The 15,906-nt window shown below is 64.0% G+C and carries 17 protein-coding genes and 1 tRNA gene; 3 read left to right on the top strand and 15 right to left on the bottom strand.

Going from position 1 to position 15,906, the window contains the following annotated elements; translation table 11 throughout:
- Positions 1-114: 114 nt before the first annotated feature.
- The 14 genes from ABT24_RS13420 to ABT24_RS13355 all read right to left on the bottom strand — a co-directional run bounded on the left by ABT24_RS13420 (position 115) and on the right by ABT24_RS13355 (position 11,989).
- The gene (locus tag ABT24_RS13420; RefSeq protein WP_276732763.1) at positions 115-522 is read right to left on the bottom strand and encodes a hypothetical protein; all 408 of its coding nucleotides are present in this window, start codon (positions 520-522) and stop codon (positions 115-117) included.
- A gap of 13 nt (positions 523-535) precedes the next feature.
- The gene (locus ABT24_RS13415; RefSeq protein WP_276732766.1) at positions 536-736 is read right to left on the bottom strand and encodes a hypothetical protein; all 201 of its coding nucleotides are present in this window, start codon (positions 734-736) and stop codon (positions 536-538) included.
- A gap of 48 nt (positions 737-784) precedes the next feature.
- Positions 785-1,999: a tyrosine-type recombinase/integrase gene (locus ABT24_RS13410; protein WP_276732769.1), complete on the bottom strand. Its 1,215-nt coding sequence runs from the start codon at positions 1,997-1,999 to the stop codon at positions 785-787.
- A 178-nt stretch (positions 2,000-2,177) separates the two neighbouring features.
- Positions 2,178-2,253: transfer RNA gene (locus tag ABT24_RS13405), tRNA-Phe, on the bottom strand.
- Between the two features lie 113 nt (positions 2,254-2,366).
- Positions 2,367-3,086: a response regulator gene (locus ABT24_RS13400; RefSeq protein WP_276732771.1), complete on the bottom strand. Its 720-nt coding sequence runs from the start codon at positions 3,084-3,086 to the stop codon at positions 2,367-2,369.
- A 12-nt stretch (positions 3,087-3,098) separates the two neighbouring features.
- Positions 3,099-5,402 carry a sensor histidine kinase gene (locus ABT24_RS13395; protein ID WP_276732773.1) on the bottom strand — a complete coding sequence of 768 codons (2,304 nt, stop codon included), beginning with the start codon at positions 5,400-5,402 and terminating at the stop codon, positions 3,099-3,101.
- Positions 5,399-5,989, bottom strand: coding sequence for a DUF4390 domain-containing protein (locus ABT24_RS13390; protein WP_013107305.1), 591 nt, complete (start codon positions 5,987-5,989; stop codon positions 5,399-5,401). Before ABT24_RS13390 ends, ABT24_RS13395 begins: the two co-directional genes overlap by 4 nt.
- Entirely contained in the window at positions 5,986-7,365 is a 1,380-nt protein-coding gene (rsmB, locus tag ABT24_RS13385) for a 16S rRNA (cytosine(967)-C(5))-methyltransferase RsmB (RefSeq protein WP_423837862.1), read from the bottom strand. The genes ABT24_RS13390 and rsmB overlap by 4 nt, the downstream gene beginning before the upstream one ends.
- 48 nt (positions 7,366-7,413) lie before the next feature.
- Entirely contained in the window at positions 7,414-7,878 is a 465-nt protein-coding gene (locus ABT24_RS13380) for a DsrE family protein (RefSeq protein ID WP_013107303.1), read from the bottom strand.
- Between the two features lie 155 nt (positions 7,879-8,033).
- On the bottom strand, positions 8,034-9,326 hold the full coding sequence (locus ABT24_RS13375; RefSeq protein WP_276732779.1) for an NAD(P)/FAD-dependent oxidoreductase: 1,293 nt from the start codon (positions 9,324-9,326) through the stop codon (positions 8,034-8,036).
- 13 nt (positions 9,327-9,339) lie between these two features.
- Positions 9,340-9,642, bottom strand: a complete 303-nt coding sequence (locus ABT24_RS13370) for a c-type cytochrome (RefSeq protein ID WP_013124335.1) — start codon at positions 9,640-9,642, stop codon at positions 9,340-9,342.
- A gap of 247 nt (positions 9,643-9,889) precedes the next feature.
- On the bottom strand, positions 9,890-10,357 hold the full coding sequence (locus ABT24_RS13365) for a DsrE family protein (protein ID WP_013107299.1): 468 nt from the start codon (positions 10,355-10,357) through the stop codon (positions 9,890-9,892).
- Between the two features lie 22 nt (positions 10,358-10,379).
- Positions 10,380-10,679 carry a hypothetical protein gene (locus ABT24_RS13360; RefSeq protein ID WP_276732783.1) on the bottom strand — a complete coding sequence of 100 codons (300 nt, stop codon included), beginning with the start codon at positions 10,677-10,679 and terminating at the stop codon, positions 10,380-10,382.
- Positions 10,680-10,696: 17 nt separating this feature from the next.
- Positions 10,697-11,989 carry a glutamate-5-semialdehyde dehydrogenase gene (locus tag ABT24_RS13355; RefSeq protein ID WP_276732786.1) on the bottom strand — a complete coding sequence of 431 codons (1,293 nt, stop codon included), beginning with the start codon at positions 11,987-11,989 and terminating at the stop codon, positions 10,697-10,699.
- A 158-nt stretch (positions 11,990-12,147) separates the two neighbouring features.
- Between ABT24_RS13355 and ABT24_RS13350 the strand changes: the two genes are divergently transcribed.
- From ABT24_RS13350 to ABT24_RS13340, 3 genes are all read left to right on the top strand, one after another.
- Positions 12,148-12,567, top strand: a complete 420-nt coding sequence (locus ABT24_RS13350; RefSeq protein ID WP_276732789.1) for a YidB family protein — start codon at positions 12,148-12,150, stop codon at positions 12,565-12,567.
- Between the two features lie 194 nt (positions 12,568-12,761).
- Complete coding sequence (locus tag ABT24_RS13345) at positions 12,762-13,427, top strand: c-type cytochrome (RefSeq protein WP_276732793.1); 666 nt, start codon at positions 12,762-12,764, stop codon at positions 13,425-13,427.
- Positions 13,428-13,439: 12 nt separating this feature from the next.
- Positions 13,440-14,384, top strand: a complete 945-nt coding sequence (locus tag ABT24_RS13340) for a c-type cytochrome (RefSeq protein ID WP_276732796.1) — start codon at positions 13,440-13,442, stop codon at positions 14,382-14,384.
- Positions 14,385-14,480: 96 nt separating this feature from the next.
- Here ABT24_RS13340 and ABT24_RS13335 read toward each other — a convergent pair whose 3' ends face one another.
- Entirely contained in the window at positions 14,481-15,800 is a 1,320-nt protein-coding gene (locus ABT24_RS13335) for an MFS transporter (RefSeq protein ID WP_276732800.1), read from the bottom strand.
- Positions 15,801-15,906: the final 106 nt, after the last annotated feature.

The raw sequence follows: 15,906 nt of genomic DNA, 5'->3' as shown, positions 1-15,906 counted from the left end.
AGACGACCGGCCATGCCGACCGTGCCCGAAAAACAGTCCGCTCGCCCAGCATCGGCGCTCCGGCACAGGTTCACGGAATTCTGCCGCCCAGACTCCTAGGCCGGGCAAAACGGGTCAGCGGCTCACAGAAGGCCAGTCCGAGAGGTAGTGCAATTCGCCGTCTTCTCCTAGCTCCAGTTCGGCGGGATGGTTGCGGCAGGCGTCGGACAGGCGGCGGCCTAGGTCGCCTTCGTCCAACTGGTCACGATCCCAAAAGCCGACACCAGCGCCATTGCGCGTCAACCAAAAGTCACCCCCGGCCTGTTCCCACGAATAGCCCACACGGTTGCAAGCCTCGGTCAGTTCAGCCCGGTGGGCGTGCAGGAAAGCGCCACAGTCTGCGGCCATGTGCAGCCGGGCGGCCTCGCTGAATCGGTCAGACCAGGGCGCTTCGGGATCATCGGGGCGGCTGGCCTCCCAGGCGGTCGAGGTGTAGCCTGCCGCAAAGGCGATCAGTTCGGGCGGCTGTGAAGTGGTTTGCATGGCGGCTCTCGATTCAAGCAGGTTGATATTCCGGGCTGGCCTGCGCTTCGGTGTTCGCTTCTTCGTAGGCGTCTATCGCTTTTCCCACAGCAACGCGCAGTATCTCCAGGCCAGAGGCTAGGCCAGCATCCCCGTGCGATTCGATCAACATCCGCGCGCCGTCGATCAGGCTTGCAAGCTCTTCAAAGCGCTGCTGCATTTCGGTCACGTTCATGTCAACTCCCTTGAATGATGCGCGCCGGGGCCGGGCGCGCGCGGTTGTTCAGGCGCGCAGCGGAATGATCTCCGCGCCGGTCTTCAGCTTGTCGAGGTAATCGGCCCACGCCTGCATCATCTGCTGGCGCTGCTTGAGAAACTTCGTCCGGTTGTAGCTGGTGCCCAGCGCATCGGGTACAGCGTGCGCTAGTTGATGCTCGATCACGGCAGGTTCATAGCCCAGGTGTTCGTGCAGGATGGTGCGCGCCACGGAGCGCCAGCCATGCCCGGTCAGCTCGGTGCGGGTGTCGATGCCCAGGCGTCGATAGGCGGCATTGATGGCGGCGTCAGACATGGGCTGCGTCGGTGCGCGTCCGACGAACACCCAGCCTGCGGGCAGGTGGCCTGTCAGCGGGTGCAGGTCGCGCAGCAGCGCCACGGCCTGCCGAGACAGGGGAACAAGATGTTCCGTCTTGGTCTTGCTGACGATGTAGCGCCACTGCGCGCCGTCGAGGTCAACATCTTCCCAGCGCATCGTGCGCAGTTCGCCGGGCCTGCAAAACACCATCGGCAGCAGCTTGATGGCGGTGGCCACAATCGGCGTGCCCTTGAAAGCGTCGAGCGCGCGCAGGATGGCGCCCACGGCCTGCGGATCATCTGCCGGTGAAGCCATGTGTTTGGGGATATAGGGCGGCAAGGCTCCGCGCAAGGCTTGTGTGGGATCGTTGACGGCCCGGCCTGTGGCGATGGCGTAGCGGATCACTTGGCCGATGTTCTGCTGCGCGCGGTGCGCGGTTTCCAGCACGCCACGGCCTTCAATCCGGCGCAGCACGGCCAAGATGTCCGGCGCGGTGATTTCGGCAACAGGGCGTCGGCCAATATAGGGGAGCACGTCGCGCTCCAGGCGTCTGACAACCTTGTCCCGATGGCCTGCGGCCTTGGTGTCGAGGTGGCGTGCAATCCAGTCGCGCGCCACAGCTTCGAAGGAATCGGCAGCCAGCGCCAGCGCGCGGGCTTTGTCGGCTTGCTTGACGGCGCTGGGGTCGCGCCCATCGGCAAGGTGGCGTTTGGCTTCGTCGCGTCGCTCACGCGCCTCTTTCAATCCAACGGCGGGATATGCCCCCAAAGCCAGGCGCTTTTCTGCCCCCATGAAGCGATATTTCAGCCTCCACAGCTTGCCCCCCGATGGCGTGATTTCGAGGTAAAGCCCAGCGCCGTCAAACATCTTGACGCTTTTTGCGCCGGGCTTGGCATTACGGATGGCGGTATCTGTCAGGGGCATAGCGGCTCTCCATTCTGGGGCGCTTGCCCCCAGGGTGTGGTGATATGCCCCCTATCTTGCCCCCTCATGCCCCCGGATGTCAACGAACATCCTAGCACTACAGGGGACGAAAAAAAGCCCTAGATCGTTGATTTATCTAGGGCTTTGGGACTTCTGTGAACGGTAAAGAACGTGTTTTTGGTGGCCAGGGGCAGAATCGAACTGCCGACACGCGGATTTTCAGTCCGCTGCTCTACCAACTGAGCTACCTGGCCAAAATTTCAGAAACTGCATGCGCAAAAGCGATTTTTTGGAGCGCAGCATTTTCGAAAAACGAACATCCTAGCAAAATTTTTCAAGGCACTCGCAATGTCCGGTTCGCTGCTGCTTATTCGGCGGAGGGGTCCAGATGCGCAATGGCTTCGTCTTCCTGGACGGACGAGGGTTCATTTCTGTTGCGCGAACCGCGGCCGAGATCGACTCCGAGTTGTTTGATCTTGCGATAGAGGTGTGTGCGTTCGAGCCCGGTTTTTTCGGCTACGCGGGTCATGCTGCCGTTTTCGCGTGTGAGGTGAAATTCGAAATAGGCGCGTTCGAATTCATCGCGCGCTTCGCGCAAGGGGCGGTCGAGCAGAAAGGCGCGTTCTGCGGGCAGGGCCACGGGTTGTTGCACCTGCACGGCGTTGACGCCGGGCATGACCGCGAGCGGTGATGCGGGGTTGACGCCGCTGGCGCTGCGGGCCACAGGTTTGGTGAGCGCTTGCGAGACGGATTGCAGGAGCTTCTGCAGGGCAATGGGCTTTTCGAGAAAGGCCATGGCGCCAATGCGGGTGGCTTCTACGGCGTGGTCGATGGTGCCGTGACCGGACATCATGATGACCGGCATGGTGAGCTGTCCGCTGCTGGACCATTCTTTGAGCAGGGTGACGCCGTCGGTATCGGGCATCCAGATATCGAGCAGCACGAGGTCGGGCCGGGCCTGGGCGCGCAGCTGTCGGGCCTGCGCGGCGTTTTCGGCCAGCGATACGGTGTGCCCTTCGTCATTGAGAATTTCCGAGAGTAGCTCCCGAATTCCCATCTCATCGTCAACTACCAAAATACTTGCCATACCGACTCACTCTCATGCTTGCCGCTGGGGCGCATCCACAGAATGTTGTTGCGCCAGCCCAGGGAATATAAGGGAAACGCGTGCGCCGCAAACCGACCCCTCTGACTGCAGGTTCTGAATCTCGATGCGGGCGTGGTGTTCCTCTGCGATTTTTTTCACCACGGCCAGACCCAGACCCGTGCCACGCGGCTTGCTGGTGACATAGGGCTCGAAGGCGCGGTTGAGGATTTTGTCGCTGAAGCCGGGGCCGTTGTCGCTCACGCTCAGACGCACGCGCAGGGCGGCGCCAGACGGTGTCGGCAGGGCCTCGGTGCGGATGCGCACCTTGCGCTCGGGCTGTGCGGCGACCGCATCAATGGCGTTTTGCAGCAGGTTGTGAATGACCTGTCGCAGCTGCGTGGCGTTACCGAGAATGTGGGGCAGATCGGCAGCCAGGTCGGCCCTTACCTGCGGCTTTTCTTCGGGGCTGGCGCCATCGTGTGCGGGCAGGCTGGTGTAGAGATTGAGCACGTCTTGGATGAGTGCGTTGAGGTTCATGGCCTCGGGTTTGCCGGCCGGCAGACGTGCGTAGTCGCGGAAGTCGTTGACCATGTGCTGCATGGCCTGAACCTGGTTGACGATGGTGGTGGTGCTGCGTTGGAGCATGTCGCGATCGGCGCCTTCGAGTTTGGCGGCCAGCTTCATCTGCAGGCGCTCGGCCGAGAGCTGGATGGGCGTGAGCGGGTTCTTGATTTCGTGCGCCAGTCGCCTGGCGACTTCGGCCCAGGCGAGCGAGCGCTGTGCGGAGATGACCTCGGAGATGTCGTCGAACACAACGACCGATGCGGGCTGTCCGGGCAAGGCCAGCCGGGCGCCCCGGGCCAGCAAGGTGATGGTGGCGTCGCTGCCCGGCAGCGGGTACTCGATCTGCTGCAGCCAGTGCGGGCTGGGTCCGGCATTGTCTTGTTCGTCGAGCGAAGTAAAGGCATCGGCGATGGTCTGCGCCAGGGCTTGCAGGCTGGGGTGCTGATTCAGCGGCTGGCCGATCAGGCCTTGCAGTGGCGCGCGCAGCAGCCGGGTGGCGCTGGGGTTGGCCAGGGCTAGCCGCTGATCGCTGCCCAGGACGAGCACGCCCGTGCTGAGGTTGTCGAGCACGCTTTGCAGATAAGCGCGCGACGCTTCCAGTGCGTCGTGATTGAACTGCACCTGCGCCCGGGCTTCGGCGAGCTGGTTGGTCATGGCGTTGAACGAGCGCACCAGCACGCCGAGCTCGTCATTGCGCTGGAAGTTGGGCTTCTGCCGCAGATCCCCTTCGGCCACGGCCTTCATGCCGTCGGCCAGCAGCAGCAGCGGTTTGGCCAACTGGTTGCCCAGCACCACAGCCAGCAGCACCGCCAGGAACACGGCGAGGAACAGCGTGAGCGTGAGGGTGGAGATGTACATGCGCTTCAGGCCCTCACGGCCCAGGGCGCGCTCCTGATATTCGCCATACGCGCGCTGCACTTCGAGGGCGCTGCTGGAAATGGCTTGCGGCACGTTCTGGATGAGTTGCAGATAGCGCCCATGCCCGGGCAGGACGAAATGGCGCGTGGGCAGGCTGACCACCACCCGCAGCTTCAGCGTTTGTGGGGTCTGACTAGCGCCGTCGTCGCCGCCTTCGATGTCGGCAATGGAGCCCATGGTGCGCAGTTGCCGCATGCTGTTTGGGCCGGGCAGATCGGGCACCAGCGAGAACGGGTTTCCGCCCGCGGTGACGAGCACCGTGCCATTGCCATCGAACACGGTGATCTGTTGCAGCCCGAGTTGCTGCCGAAGCTGCTCCATCGAGAGCGGAGACAGCAGGGTCGGGTCGTCGGCGATCTGTACCGACAGGTTGCGGGCCTTGGACTGCAGATCGTTCTGCAGCACATTGAGCGTGGTACGCCCCAGGTTCAGGCCCGCACTGAGCGCGCCCTCCACCTTGACGTCGAACCAGGTTTCGATACTGCGGGCGACGAATTGGTAAGACACGGTGTAGATCACCACCCCGGGCAGCACGCCGACCAAGGCGAACACCGCGGCGAGTTTGAACAGCAGACGGCTGCCGAAGCGCCGTTTGTGCAGGCGCCAGCCCAGCCGCAGACCGAGTGCCAGCACGACCAGCAGCAACACCCCCGCCACGACAAAATTGATCCAGTACAGCCAGGCAAAGAATGGGCTGGGCTGCCCCGTGTTGTCGGTTGATACCGCCAGCAGAAAAACCAGGAACACCGCCAGCGGCAGGCCCAGCGCCAGCGCCATGCGCGTGGCCCAGCGCGAGGTGCGACTGTCCCAGGCATTGCTGCTCGGCCGGGTCATGGCGTCCACACGAACGGTTGCGGCGGAAAGGTCGCTTCGATTTTCCAGTCCGACTGAGAAGAGACATTGAGCTGAAACGGCCGTGGCAACTGCGACAGATCGAGCTTGAACCGCGCATCGAGTTGGTAGGTCTGACCGGCCGTGAGCTGTGAGGGTTCGGCCACGCGCAGGTGCCGGGTGCGCTGCACCACGCCCAGCGCCTCGTCGAGACTGTCATAGTTCTGCTGCAGACCGCCCACGGAGACGCGGTAGCGTTGTAGCAGCGGCTGATAGGCCAGCCGCACTTCACGCCGGGCCTGAGCGATGTCCTCGTTGAACCAGTACCAACGCGGGCGCACCACCGTGACCACGGTCTCGAAATAAAGCGCAATGCCGCGGTGAAGCACGTCTTCAAGGCTGCGCGGCAAGGCGAACACGGCGGCCGTGGTGACAAACAAGCCCTCCGGGCTCATGGTCAGCATGAGCGGTTCGGTATCGACCGTGGTGGCCCGGGCTCGCGAGATCAGGCTGACACCTGCGGCCAGCGCCAAGCCGTTGCGCAGCAGCTTGCGGCGCATGGGGTCGGGGGAGGCGGGGCGGGTTTTCACGATGCTTTGGTGAACAGGGCGTAGAAGAACCCGTCTTGCGAATGACGCGCAGCGCCAGGGCCGGGTTCATCCTCGGTCTGATCGGGCGCGGGTTCCTGCGGCAACAACTGCCCCGGCGCGGGCGATGCTATCGCATCGGCATGGCGGGCGAGGAAGGCCCGGGCCTGCTCCACCCCCTCCTGCGGGAACACCGAGCAGGTGACATAAAGCAGTTTTCCGCCGGGCCGCAGCAGCGGCCAGAGCGCGTCGAGCAGCGCGGCTTGCGTGGCCGCGAGCGCGGGGATGTCGGCGGCGCGGCGCAGCCAGCGGATGTCGGGGTGGCGGCGGGCGATGCCCGAGGCGCTGCAGGGCGCGTCGAGCAGAATGCGGTCGAAGGGCTGTCCGTCCCACCAGGTGGCTGGATGGGCGGCGTCGGCGGCGAGGGTGTGCGCTTGCAGGCCGAGGCGGTCTAGGGTGTCTTCCACCCGACGCAAACGCTGAGCGTCTTTGTCGAGGGCGAGCAGGTCGCAATCGCAGCGTTCGAGCAGATGCGCGGTCTTGCCACCCGGCGCGGCGCAGGCGTCGAGCACGCGCTGGCCCGGCTGGACGTCGAGCAGGGCGGCGGCGTATTGCGCGGCGGCGTCTTGCACGCTCACCCAGCCGCGCTCGAAGCCGGGCAGGCGCTCAACCGCCAACGCCTGCTTCAGAATGAGCGCTTGGTCGAGCAGGGGGTCGTCAGGCGCCGTGCACGGCAGTCCGCACGCAGCGAGCGCGGCCTGATAGGCGGTGCGCGACTGAAGCCGGGGGTTCACCCGCAGGGTCATGGCAGGCTGTCGCTGCGCGACCTCGAGCACGCTTTGCCAGTCGGCGGGATAGGCCGACTGCAGGGCCTGTACCCACCAGTCCGGATGATTCCATCTCGCCTCCAGAGTGCTCATTCGCACCGCTTCGATGTCGGCTGTCCGGCTCACAAAGCGCCGCAGCAAGGCGTTGGCAAACCCTTGGGCATGGCGCAGCGAAGGCGTGCGCTTGCATGCTTCGACGGCCTGATTGACCACGGTATGTGCGGCGTAGTGCGCGGGGGCATCCGGCAGCAGCAGCGCCAGCGCGGTCTGCAAGACATCGCGCAGCAGGGGCGGGTGGATCGGTTTGGGCTGCAGATCGGCCAGCAAGGCCCGCACCGTGCCGAGATGGCGCAAGACGGCAAAGCTCAGCGCCTGCGCTGCGCCGCGCTGGCTGGCATCCCACTTGCCGCGTGTTGCGGCCTGGGGCAAGGCGGTGGAAAGTGAGGCGCCCGCCTGCACTGCGCCGATCAATTGCGCGCAAGCGATCAGATCGCGCCACAAGGGGCGCTGGGCGGACAGGACGGTGGGTTGGGAAGGGGAGGTCACCGGCACATTATCGGTGCAGCCTCCCGCTGGATGAACCGTTTGAACGGTGAAGGCTCAGGGGCAGATGTAGGCGTAGCCCTCGCGGTATTGCAGATTGGCGGCCTCGGCCACGCCAGAAGGCACGATGGTGGCATCGAGCAGCACGCGATCTTTAGGGATTTTGCGCGAGGTCAGGGTGTTGTTGCACACGCGGAACGACACGCCCTGCGCCGCGAGGCCGCCGATTAACCCGGCGAACTCGGCGCCTTTGCCATCGACCGCGCCATTGAGCATGAAGTCGATCCCGGCCCCATTGCCGACGACCACGATTTTCGCCGTGGGGTCTGCCGCCAGATGGTTGCGCACATTGCCCAGGCAGCGCGAGCCTTGTGCGTCGCCCTGTGTGACGTGATAGACGACTTTCACGGGTCCTTCCTTGTCTGCGCGGCCTTGCGCGCGAGCGGTCGTGCTGACCATGAGTGCCGCGGCGCCAACGGTTGCCGCAGCCAGTGCCTTGCGGCGATTGGGGGTGTTCTCCATTTGTCTCCTCCTTGGGATGGTTGTCGCGTTGCGCTCTGATGGCGTTGCCGCGAAAAAAGATAGGGCCGACTTCAAATCGGCTTTGTCATGATGCCTGTGAACCACGCACTGCACAATCCGGGCAAGCACAGACCCTGCGGCGCGTGGGTGTGTGATCAGGACAAGGTGTCGCGCCAGATATTGATGGCCCACGCCTCGGCGTAGTGCGACTCGACGTCGGACAGCCCTGCCGAGATGCCGCCTGAACCGGGAACGGTGAGATAGGTCTTTTCTTTCTCGTTGTACTGGTGCACCGTGGCGACGTGAATCGCCCGGTCGAAGCTAACCATGCTGTAGCAGGTGTTCATCACCACCGGATGGTTGTTGATCGGCTGGTCGTAGAGCATGGACACAATGGCCGCAGCGGCGACCTTGGCGTGCTGGTTGGCCATGTGGCCCGACTTGGGCATCAGCGGCGAGATCTGGATGGAGTCGCCCAGCACGTGGATGTCTTTGTGCACCGTCGATTCGAAGGTTTTATAGTCCACCGCGCACCAGCGGCCGTTCATATTGGCCAGGCCGGTTCGCTGCGCGATGACCCCCGCACGCTGCTGCGGGATGACGTTGAGCACGTCGGCCTTGACCGGGTTGTCCACTTCGAACTCGACTTCCATCGTCTGCGCGTTCACCCCCACCACGTTGCGGTCGGGCACGTACTCCACCATGCCCGCATACATCTCGGCCCAGGCTTTTTTGAACAGCGGCTCCTTCGATTGCACCTTGTCGTTGGCGTCGAAAATGATGACTTTGGACTTGGGCTTGTGCTTTTTGAAGTAGGCGGCCACCAGCGTGGCGCGCTCGTAAGGGCCGGGCGGGCAGCGGTAGGGGGCCTTGGGCACCGAGATGGCGAACACCCCGCCGTCGCGCATGGACTCGATCTGCTGGCGCAGCGCCACGGTTTCCGGCCCGGCTTTCATGGAAATGAGCAGCTTGCCCGCTTCATTCGCAGCTTTCAGGCCCTTGACCGTATCGAACATCAGATCGATGCCGGGCGAGACCACGAGCTTGTCGTATTTCAGCGTATCGCCGTTGGCGAGCTTGACGGTGTGGGCGGCGGGGTCGATGCTTTCCACCATGCTCTTGACCCATTTCACGCCGTGGCGGTCGCGCAGCGCGTCGTAGGAGGTGGTGATGTCTTGCATCGACTTGGCGCCGGCGATGACCAGATTGGAAACGGGGCAAGAGATGAAGGCATCGCCCGGATCGACCACCGTCACCTCGATGGCGTTGCCCGACCAGTCACGGATGTATTTGGCCGCAGTCGAGCCGCCATAACCGGCGCCGACGATGACGACCTTGCCTTTGCCCGCGGCGCTGCGGGTGGTGCTGGCGCAGCCCGACAGCGCGGGTGCGAGACCGATGGCGCCCACAGTGGCGGCGCCTGCCAGGAATTTGCGACGGGATTGCATGGCGTGTGCGTCCTTACTGTTTTTGCTGCGAGAAATAGGTAGCGATGACCGCGATCTGCTCATCGGTGTAACCCTTGGCGATCTGCGGCATGATGGTGCCGGTGCGCTTGCCCGTCTTGTATTCCGCCATGGTCTCCACGATCGACGCCGAGGTGCGCCCGGCCAGCGAGGGAATGGCTGCGGTGGACACGCCATGCGGCCCGTGGCAATTGAAGCAGGTGGCGGCCAGCGCCTGGCTCGGCGTGACCAGATCGGCCGCTTGCACCGCGCCCGTGGCGCAGAGCAGGGACGTCGTCAACAACAGTTTGCGCAACATTCGATGCCTCCTTGAGGGGGTTTAGCTGCAGACCAGAAGACATCAAAAGTCTTTGATCTAAAGCAAAAGGTAGCGAAATGTAGCAAATGGATACATTCGGGTGAACCAGCAGGAATTTGCCACGCTTGAGCGCTGTCAATACCAGGGTGCGTAGGCGAGCGGCTGTGTGACCCGGGTCACACAATTCGAGCGGGTGCTGCCAGCCGACAGGCGACAGCCTGCCGCAGAGGCCGCCTCGTGGATCGACTCAGGGCTTGATGTAGTACCAGCCCTCGGACTGCAGCTTGACCAGCTCATAAACCCCAGCCGGAACCACCGTCGCTTCGAGCACCAGTTCGCTTTGCGGAATTTTGAGAAAGGTCAGGGTGTTGTTGCAGGCCTTGAACTGCACGCCCTGATTGGCTAAATCGCCGATCATCCCGGAGAACAGTGCGCCTTGCGGCGTTTTGGCGCCGTTGAGCAGAAAGTGAATGGCCTTGCCGTAACCCACCACGATGAACTGCATCTTGGGGTCGAGTTCCAGCACGTTCTGGATATTGATCAGCCCCTCATAGGCCTGCTCCAGGCTGTCGCTGATTTGAAACGCCACTTTCCACGGCTCGCTGGAAATCTGCTGCGCTGCCACCGGCCCTTGCGTCTGCGCCTGCGCGAGCTGGGCGCCACCCAGGCCAATGAGGCCTGCGCCGAGCAGTCTGATGCGGTCGCGTGGATTCATGGAGGTCTCCTCGATTTTTGGGTCAGGCTGACGTGTGCGGATGGGTACGCCGCGTGCGCAGATGATGCAGGCTCCAGTGCTGGCGCTCAGCCAGCCAACGGTACAGCCAATACCCCACCAGGGTGACGAACAGCAGCGCCAGAGTATTGAAAAACACCGCTCCGGGCAGGATGGCCAGCAGCTCGAAGCCATTGAAGTCGCGCCATTTCACCACCGCGGTGAGCAAGGCGCTGAGCACGCCGAAACCCGCGCCAATGGCGGCATTGATGCGCAGCAGGGTCGGCAGGGTGAGGACGGCGGTTTCGATCTGGGGGGAAGTCATGAGTGATGGAGAAAAAATCAGTTGCGCACTTCGCCGTCGCCCAGCACCACCCACTTCACGCTGGTCAGGCCTTCCAGGCCCACTGGGCCGCGGGCGTGAAACTTGTCGGTGGAAATGCCGATTTCCGCTCCCAGGCCATATTCGAACCCGTCAGCGAACCGCGTCGAGGCGTTCACCATCACGCTGGCCGAATCGACCTCGCGCAAAAACTGCATGGCGCGGGGGTGATCGCGGGTGAGAATGGCGTCGGTGTGCTGCGAGCCGTAGCGGTTGATGTGGGCGATGGCTTCATCCACCCCCTCCACCAATTTGATGGAGATGATGGGTGCGAGGTACTCGGCGCTCCAGTCGGCCTCGGTGGCATCACGCAGCAGCGGTGCGGCGCCAGGCACGGCAGCGAGCAGGGCGCGGCTGGCCGGGCAGCAGCGCATTTCCACGCCCTTGCGCACGAACGCGGCGCCGATGCGCGGCAGGAAATCAGCCGCCATATCGCGGGCGACCAGCAAGGACTCGGCTGCGTTGCACGGGCTGTAACGCTGGGTCTTGGCGTTTTCTGTCACGCGAACGGCCATGTCGAGATCAGCGCCGCTGTCCACATACACATAGCAGTTGCCATCGAGGTGCTTGATGACCGGCACCCGCGCTTCGGCGCTGATGCGCTCAATCAGCCCCTTGCCGCCGCGCGGAATGATGACGTCGACGAATTGCGGCATGGTGATGAGCGCCCCCACGGCGGCACGGTCGGTGGTCGGCACCAGTTGCACCGCGTCGGCGGGCAGACCGGCCGCCCGCAACGCCTGCGCCACCAGATCGGCCAGCGCGCGGTTGCTGTGTATGGCTTCTGAGCCGCCGCGCAGAATGACCGCGTTACCGCTCTTGATGGCGAGCGACGCGGCCTCGATGGTGACATTGGGCCGACTCTCGTAAATCATGCCGAACACGCCCAGCGGCACCCGCATCTGCCCCACGCTGATACCGCTGGGTCGGCGGCGCACGCCGTCAATTCCGCCGATCGGGTCGGCCAGCGCGGCGACCTGCTCGCAGCTTTGCGCCATCTGCTCGACCACCTTATCGCTCAGGGTGAGACGGTCGACGAACGCCGCTTCCAGCCCGGCTTCGCGCGCTGCGTGCAGGTCCCGCAGATTGGCGTCCTGCAGGGCGGGGCGATGCGCCCGGATGGCCGCAGCCAGCGCGACCAGCGCACGATCTTTCGCCGCGGTTGATGCCCGGGCCATGTCGCGCGAGGCGGCGCGAGCACGAGCTCCGAGGTCGGCCATCAGGGTGTGAATCTGTTCAGAAGAAGCGTCCATGAAACTGTAAATAAAGCAGAAGTTTCAAAATTCGGGCCGACAAACGATACTCAAGGTCATGCAATCCTAATAAGCTATTCAGGTCGCCCAAGCGAGGTGCAATTGTGCGCCAAGGGGGCTGGACTTGCTGAACTGAATTATCGACCAAGGAGTGAATCATGGGACTGTTCGATAGCGTGGCTGGGGGTTTGGGGCAGATGCTGGGAGGCCAGCAGGCCCAGGGCGCAGCGGGGGACAACCCGATGCTGCAGGTGGTCATGGGGCTGATGAACAACAGCGGCGGTCTGAGTGGGCTGCTGGATAAGTTCCAGCAGGGCGGCCTGGGCGATCTAGTGCAGTCGTGGGTGGGCACGGGCTCGAATCTGCCGATTTCGGCCGAGCAGATTCAGCAGGTGCTGGGCAGCGGCGCACTGGGCGATATTGCCAGCAAACTTGGCATTCAGCCGGAACAGGCTGCGGGGGAGTTGTCGCAGGCGCTGCCCGATGTGGTGGACAAACTCACGCCGGGTGGCCAGTTGCCGACCGAGGGCGATCTGATGGCGACCGCGCAGCAGATGCTGGGCAAGCTGCTGGGTTGAAGCCCCGGTAATGTTTTGACGCAGATTCGATCAGACCAGCAATCGCATTTCTGATCGATATCGACAGAAGGCGTTTGTTCATTCCGCCAACCGCCTTTAGACTTCGCCTCGACTTTGACAGGGTTTTCCCGCAACGGCAATCGTCATTTGCCGCGCAATATGAAACCCTGCACCGACTTGAGAGGAGTCTCCCCATGCGTCAATTCATCCCGATGCGCCGAGTGCTGGCCGTGGCCACGCTCGGCGCCTTGTTTTGGGCCGCGCCTGCGAGCTGGGCTGCCGCCCCGCCTGAAGCGGCGTCCTGCATCGCCTGTCACGGCGCAGGTGGCATGGGCAATGCGGCTGCGGGTTATCCGCGGCTGGCGGGTCTGCCCGAGCAATATCTAGCCGATCAACTGCGCTATTTCGCCGACGGCACGCGCAACAACGCCATCATGTCCGGCATGGCCAAACCGCTGAGCTCGTCGCAGGTCACCGCACTGGCGACTTATTACTCCAAGCTCAAGCCCAGCGGCAAACCCGCGCCCATGCCAACCGGAGCGGCGGCGGCCGAGGGTGAGCGGCTGGCGCTGCGCGGCGATTGGGAAAAAGGCATTCCCGCCTGTATCCGCTGCCATGGCCCGGGAGCGGTTGGCGTGGGTGAGAACTTCCCCGCTCTGGTCGGCCAGAGCGCCGCCTATATCGAGGCGCAGATCAAGGCCTGGAAGGATGGCAGCCGCAGCGGCGATCCGCTGGGCCTGATGCACACCGTCGCCTTGCGCATGACCGATGCGCAAACGCAGGCCGTGGCGCAATGGCTCGCGGCGCAGCCCCTGAGTCCTGCCCAATCGGCTGCCAAGTCCGCCTCGGCAAAACATTGATCGGAGCGCACCATGACACGCAAACAAACCCCTATGACGCTGGCGCTGTGCGCGCTTGGTCTATTTGCCGCTTCTGCGGCTTCGGCCTTGGCGGCCGATGCGCCGATGGCGCCCCCCAAGTCAGAAATCAATTCGGCGGTGGGCACCGGCGCCCAATTCACCCCGCCGCCCGAGTCGGCCATTCCCGATGATGATTTCGGCAAGATGGTCAAGCTCGGGCGTGACATCATGCTCGACACGCCCAAATACGCGAAAGACTTTGTCGGCAACACCCTGAGCTGTGTGAACTGCCATACCGACGCCGGCCGCATGGCGGGCTCAGCGCCGCTATGGGCGGCGTATGTCAGCTATCCCGCCTATCGCGGCAAGAACAAAAAGGTCAACACGTTCGAGGAGCGCCTGCAAGGCTGCTTCAAGTTCAGCCAAAACGGCAAGGCGCCCCCCTTGGGCAGCAAAACCCTGGTGGCGCTGGAGAGCTATTCCTACTGGCTTTCCAAGGGGCTGCCGGTCGATGAAAAAGTGGCGGGGCGCGGTTACCCGAACCTGCCCGAGCCGCAGCAGGCGCCCGACTATGTGCGGGGTCAGAAGGTGTACGAGGCCAAGTGCATTTTGTGTCACGCCGCCAATGGAGAGGGGCAGTACGTCAACGGCGAAACGGTGTTTCCGCCGCTGTGGGGGCCCAAGTCGTTCAACTGGGGCGCGGGCATGGGCAGCTACAAAAACGCGGCCAAGTTCATTTACGCCAATATGCCCTACGGCATGAGCTACAGCCTCAGCCCGCAGGAGGCCTGGGACGTCGCCTATTTCATGGACGCGCAGGAGCGCCCGCAAGACCCGCGCTGGCAGGGCAGCGTGACGGCCACCCGTGCCAAGTTCCACGACAGCAAGTTCAGCCTGTACGGCACCAAGGTCAACGGCAAGCTGCTGGGTGACATCGGAGCGCCCAAACCTCGCTGATTGTTCAGCGGATTCATCGCTGGGTGATCGCTGAGTGCTCGCTGAACTCCGCCTGATGTCCGTGACCACGCCCTGCTTCTGCGGGGCGTTGCGCTTTCAGGGGGCCGCGTCGCGCGGCTCGATGTTTTTGAAAAACCGCTGATACAAAACCAGATAGGCGGCCTGGAACGTGGCCGCCACAAAAAACGGCGCGATCAGCCAGCCCAGGTGCAGCAAAACCCCGGCAATCAAAGGCCCAATGGCGCGCGGAATCTGGATGGACACATTGTTGACCGTTGCGGCCAGACCGCGCCGATCCGCGCCCGTCAGGCTCACCGTCAGTGCCTGACGCACGCCCATGGTGCCTTGATTCGCGGTGGCGCGCAGGGCGTAAAAACCGGATGCGATCCAGAACACCGGCGACAAAGGCGTGAGCACCAGCATGATCAGCCCCATCGTGCGCATGCCGACGACGGCCCGCACCGCGCCGAAGCGCTGCGCCAGCCGGCTTGCGATCTGCGCGCCGAAAGCGGCGAAAACAAAGCTCACCGCCATGGCCGGCCCAATGCTGGCCGGCCCGTGCCCGTAGCGCACCAGATACCAATAGGCCATCAGCGGGGCGACCATGCCGATGCCCAGGCCGTTGAGCGCGTTCACCAATCCGAGCCGCCAGAGCAAGGCGTTTTCGCGCAGGTGACGGGCTTGGCGATCCGCCTGATCTTGGTCTTCGGGAACCGTTGCCAGGGCCAGCGGACGAGCTTCAGGGTTTGCCGCTGTCGGGGCGTCTTCGGCTTTCAGCAGCAGAAAAAACCCTATCGCCGAGCCCAGCAGCGGCAGGATGAATAGGCTGCGGTAAGCCCAATCCGTCGGCATGAGGGCGCTGAGCCAATGGGGTGCAGCGCCCAACACGGCGCCCAGCGCCATGCCGAGCATGCCCAGCGTGGAGTTCAGGCTGAAAATCTGTGAGCGCAGCGCGGGCGGCGTGCCGTGGGCCAGCCACGATTGCTCCAGCGGCCCGAACGGACCGGCGGCTCCATTGGCGCCGCGGCCAAATCCGCCCAGCAAGGCCGCGGGCACCAGCAGCCAGGGTGTGGCTGCGAGCAGGGCCACCGCCGCGCAAACGACGAGAACCAGCTCGTATCCCAACAGGAACTGGCGTCGCCCGAGCCGGTCGCTCAACGGTCCGATCCACAGCGTGAGTGCCGCGCCGATGAACAGCCCGCCGCTGAGCACCGCGCCGATCTGCGGCGCATTCCAGTTCAGCGCGTGCAGATAGAGGGTGAAGGCGGCGACCAGCGCGCCCTGACCGATGCTCCGCGCAGTGCGGGCGAGGATGATGCGCCGCGCCGCCGGAGAAATCTGCGCCCAGGCGCCGCGCTTGTGGTTGAACGCGTCACCGGGCCGCTGGGTGAACGCTTCGGGCGCTGCAGTCTGCATTTTCCCGCTGCGCTTATTCCGGCGCAGCTACCGTTGTGGTTGCGGCAGTCGCCACGCGGGTGTCGCGAATTTCCATAGTGCGCGCCTGTTGCGGCGGCTTGGCCGC

It is taken from the genome of Thiomonas sp. SCN 64-16, assembly GCF_001725585.1.
Taxonomy (GTDB): Bacteria; Pseudomonadota; Gammaproteobacteria; order Burkholderiales; family Burkholderiaceae_C; genus Thiomonas; species Thiomonas arsenitoxydans.
The sequence above is the reverse complement of the archived record's forward strand: the minus strand, read 5'-3'. Positions and strand labels throughout refer to the sequence as shown.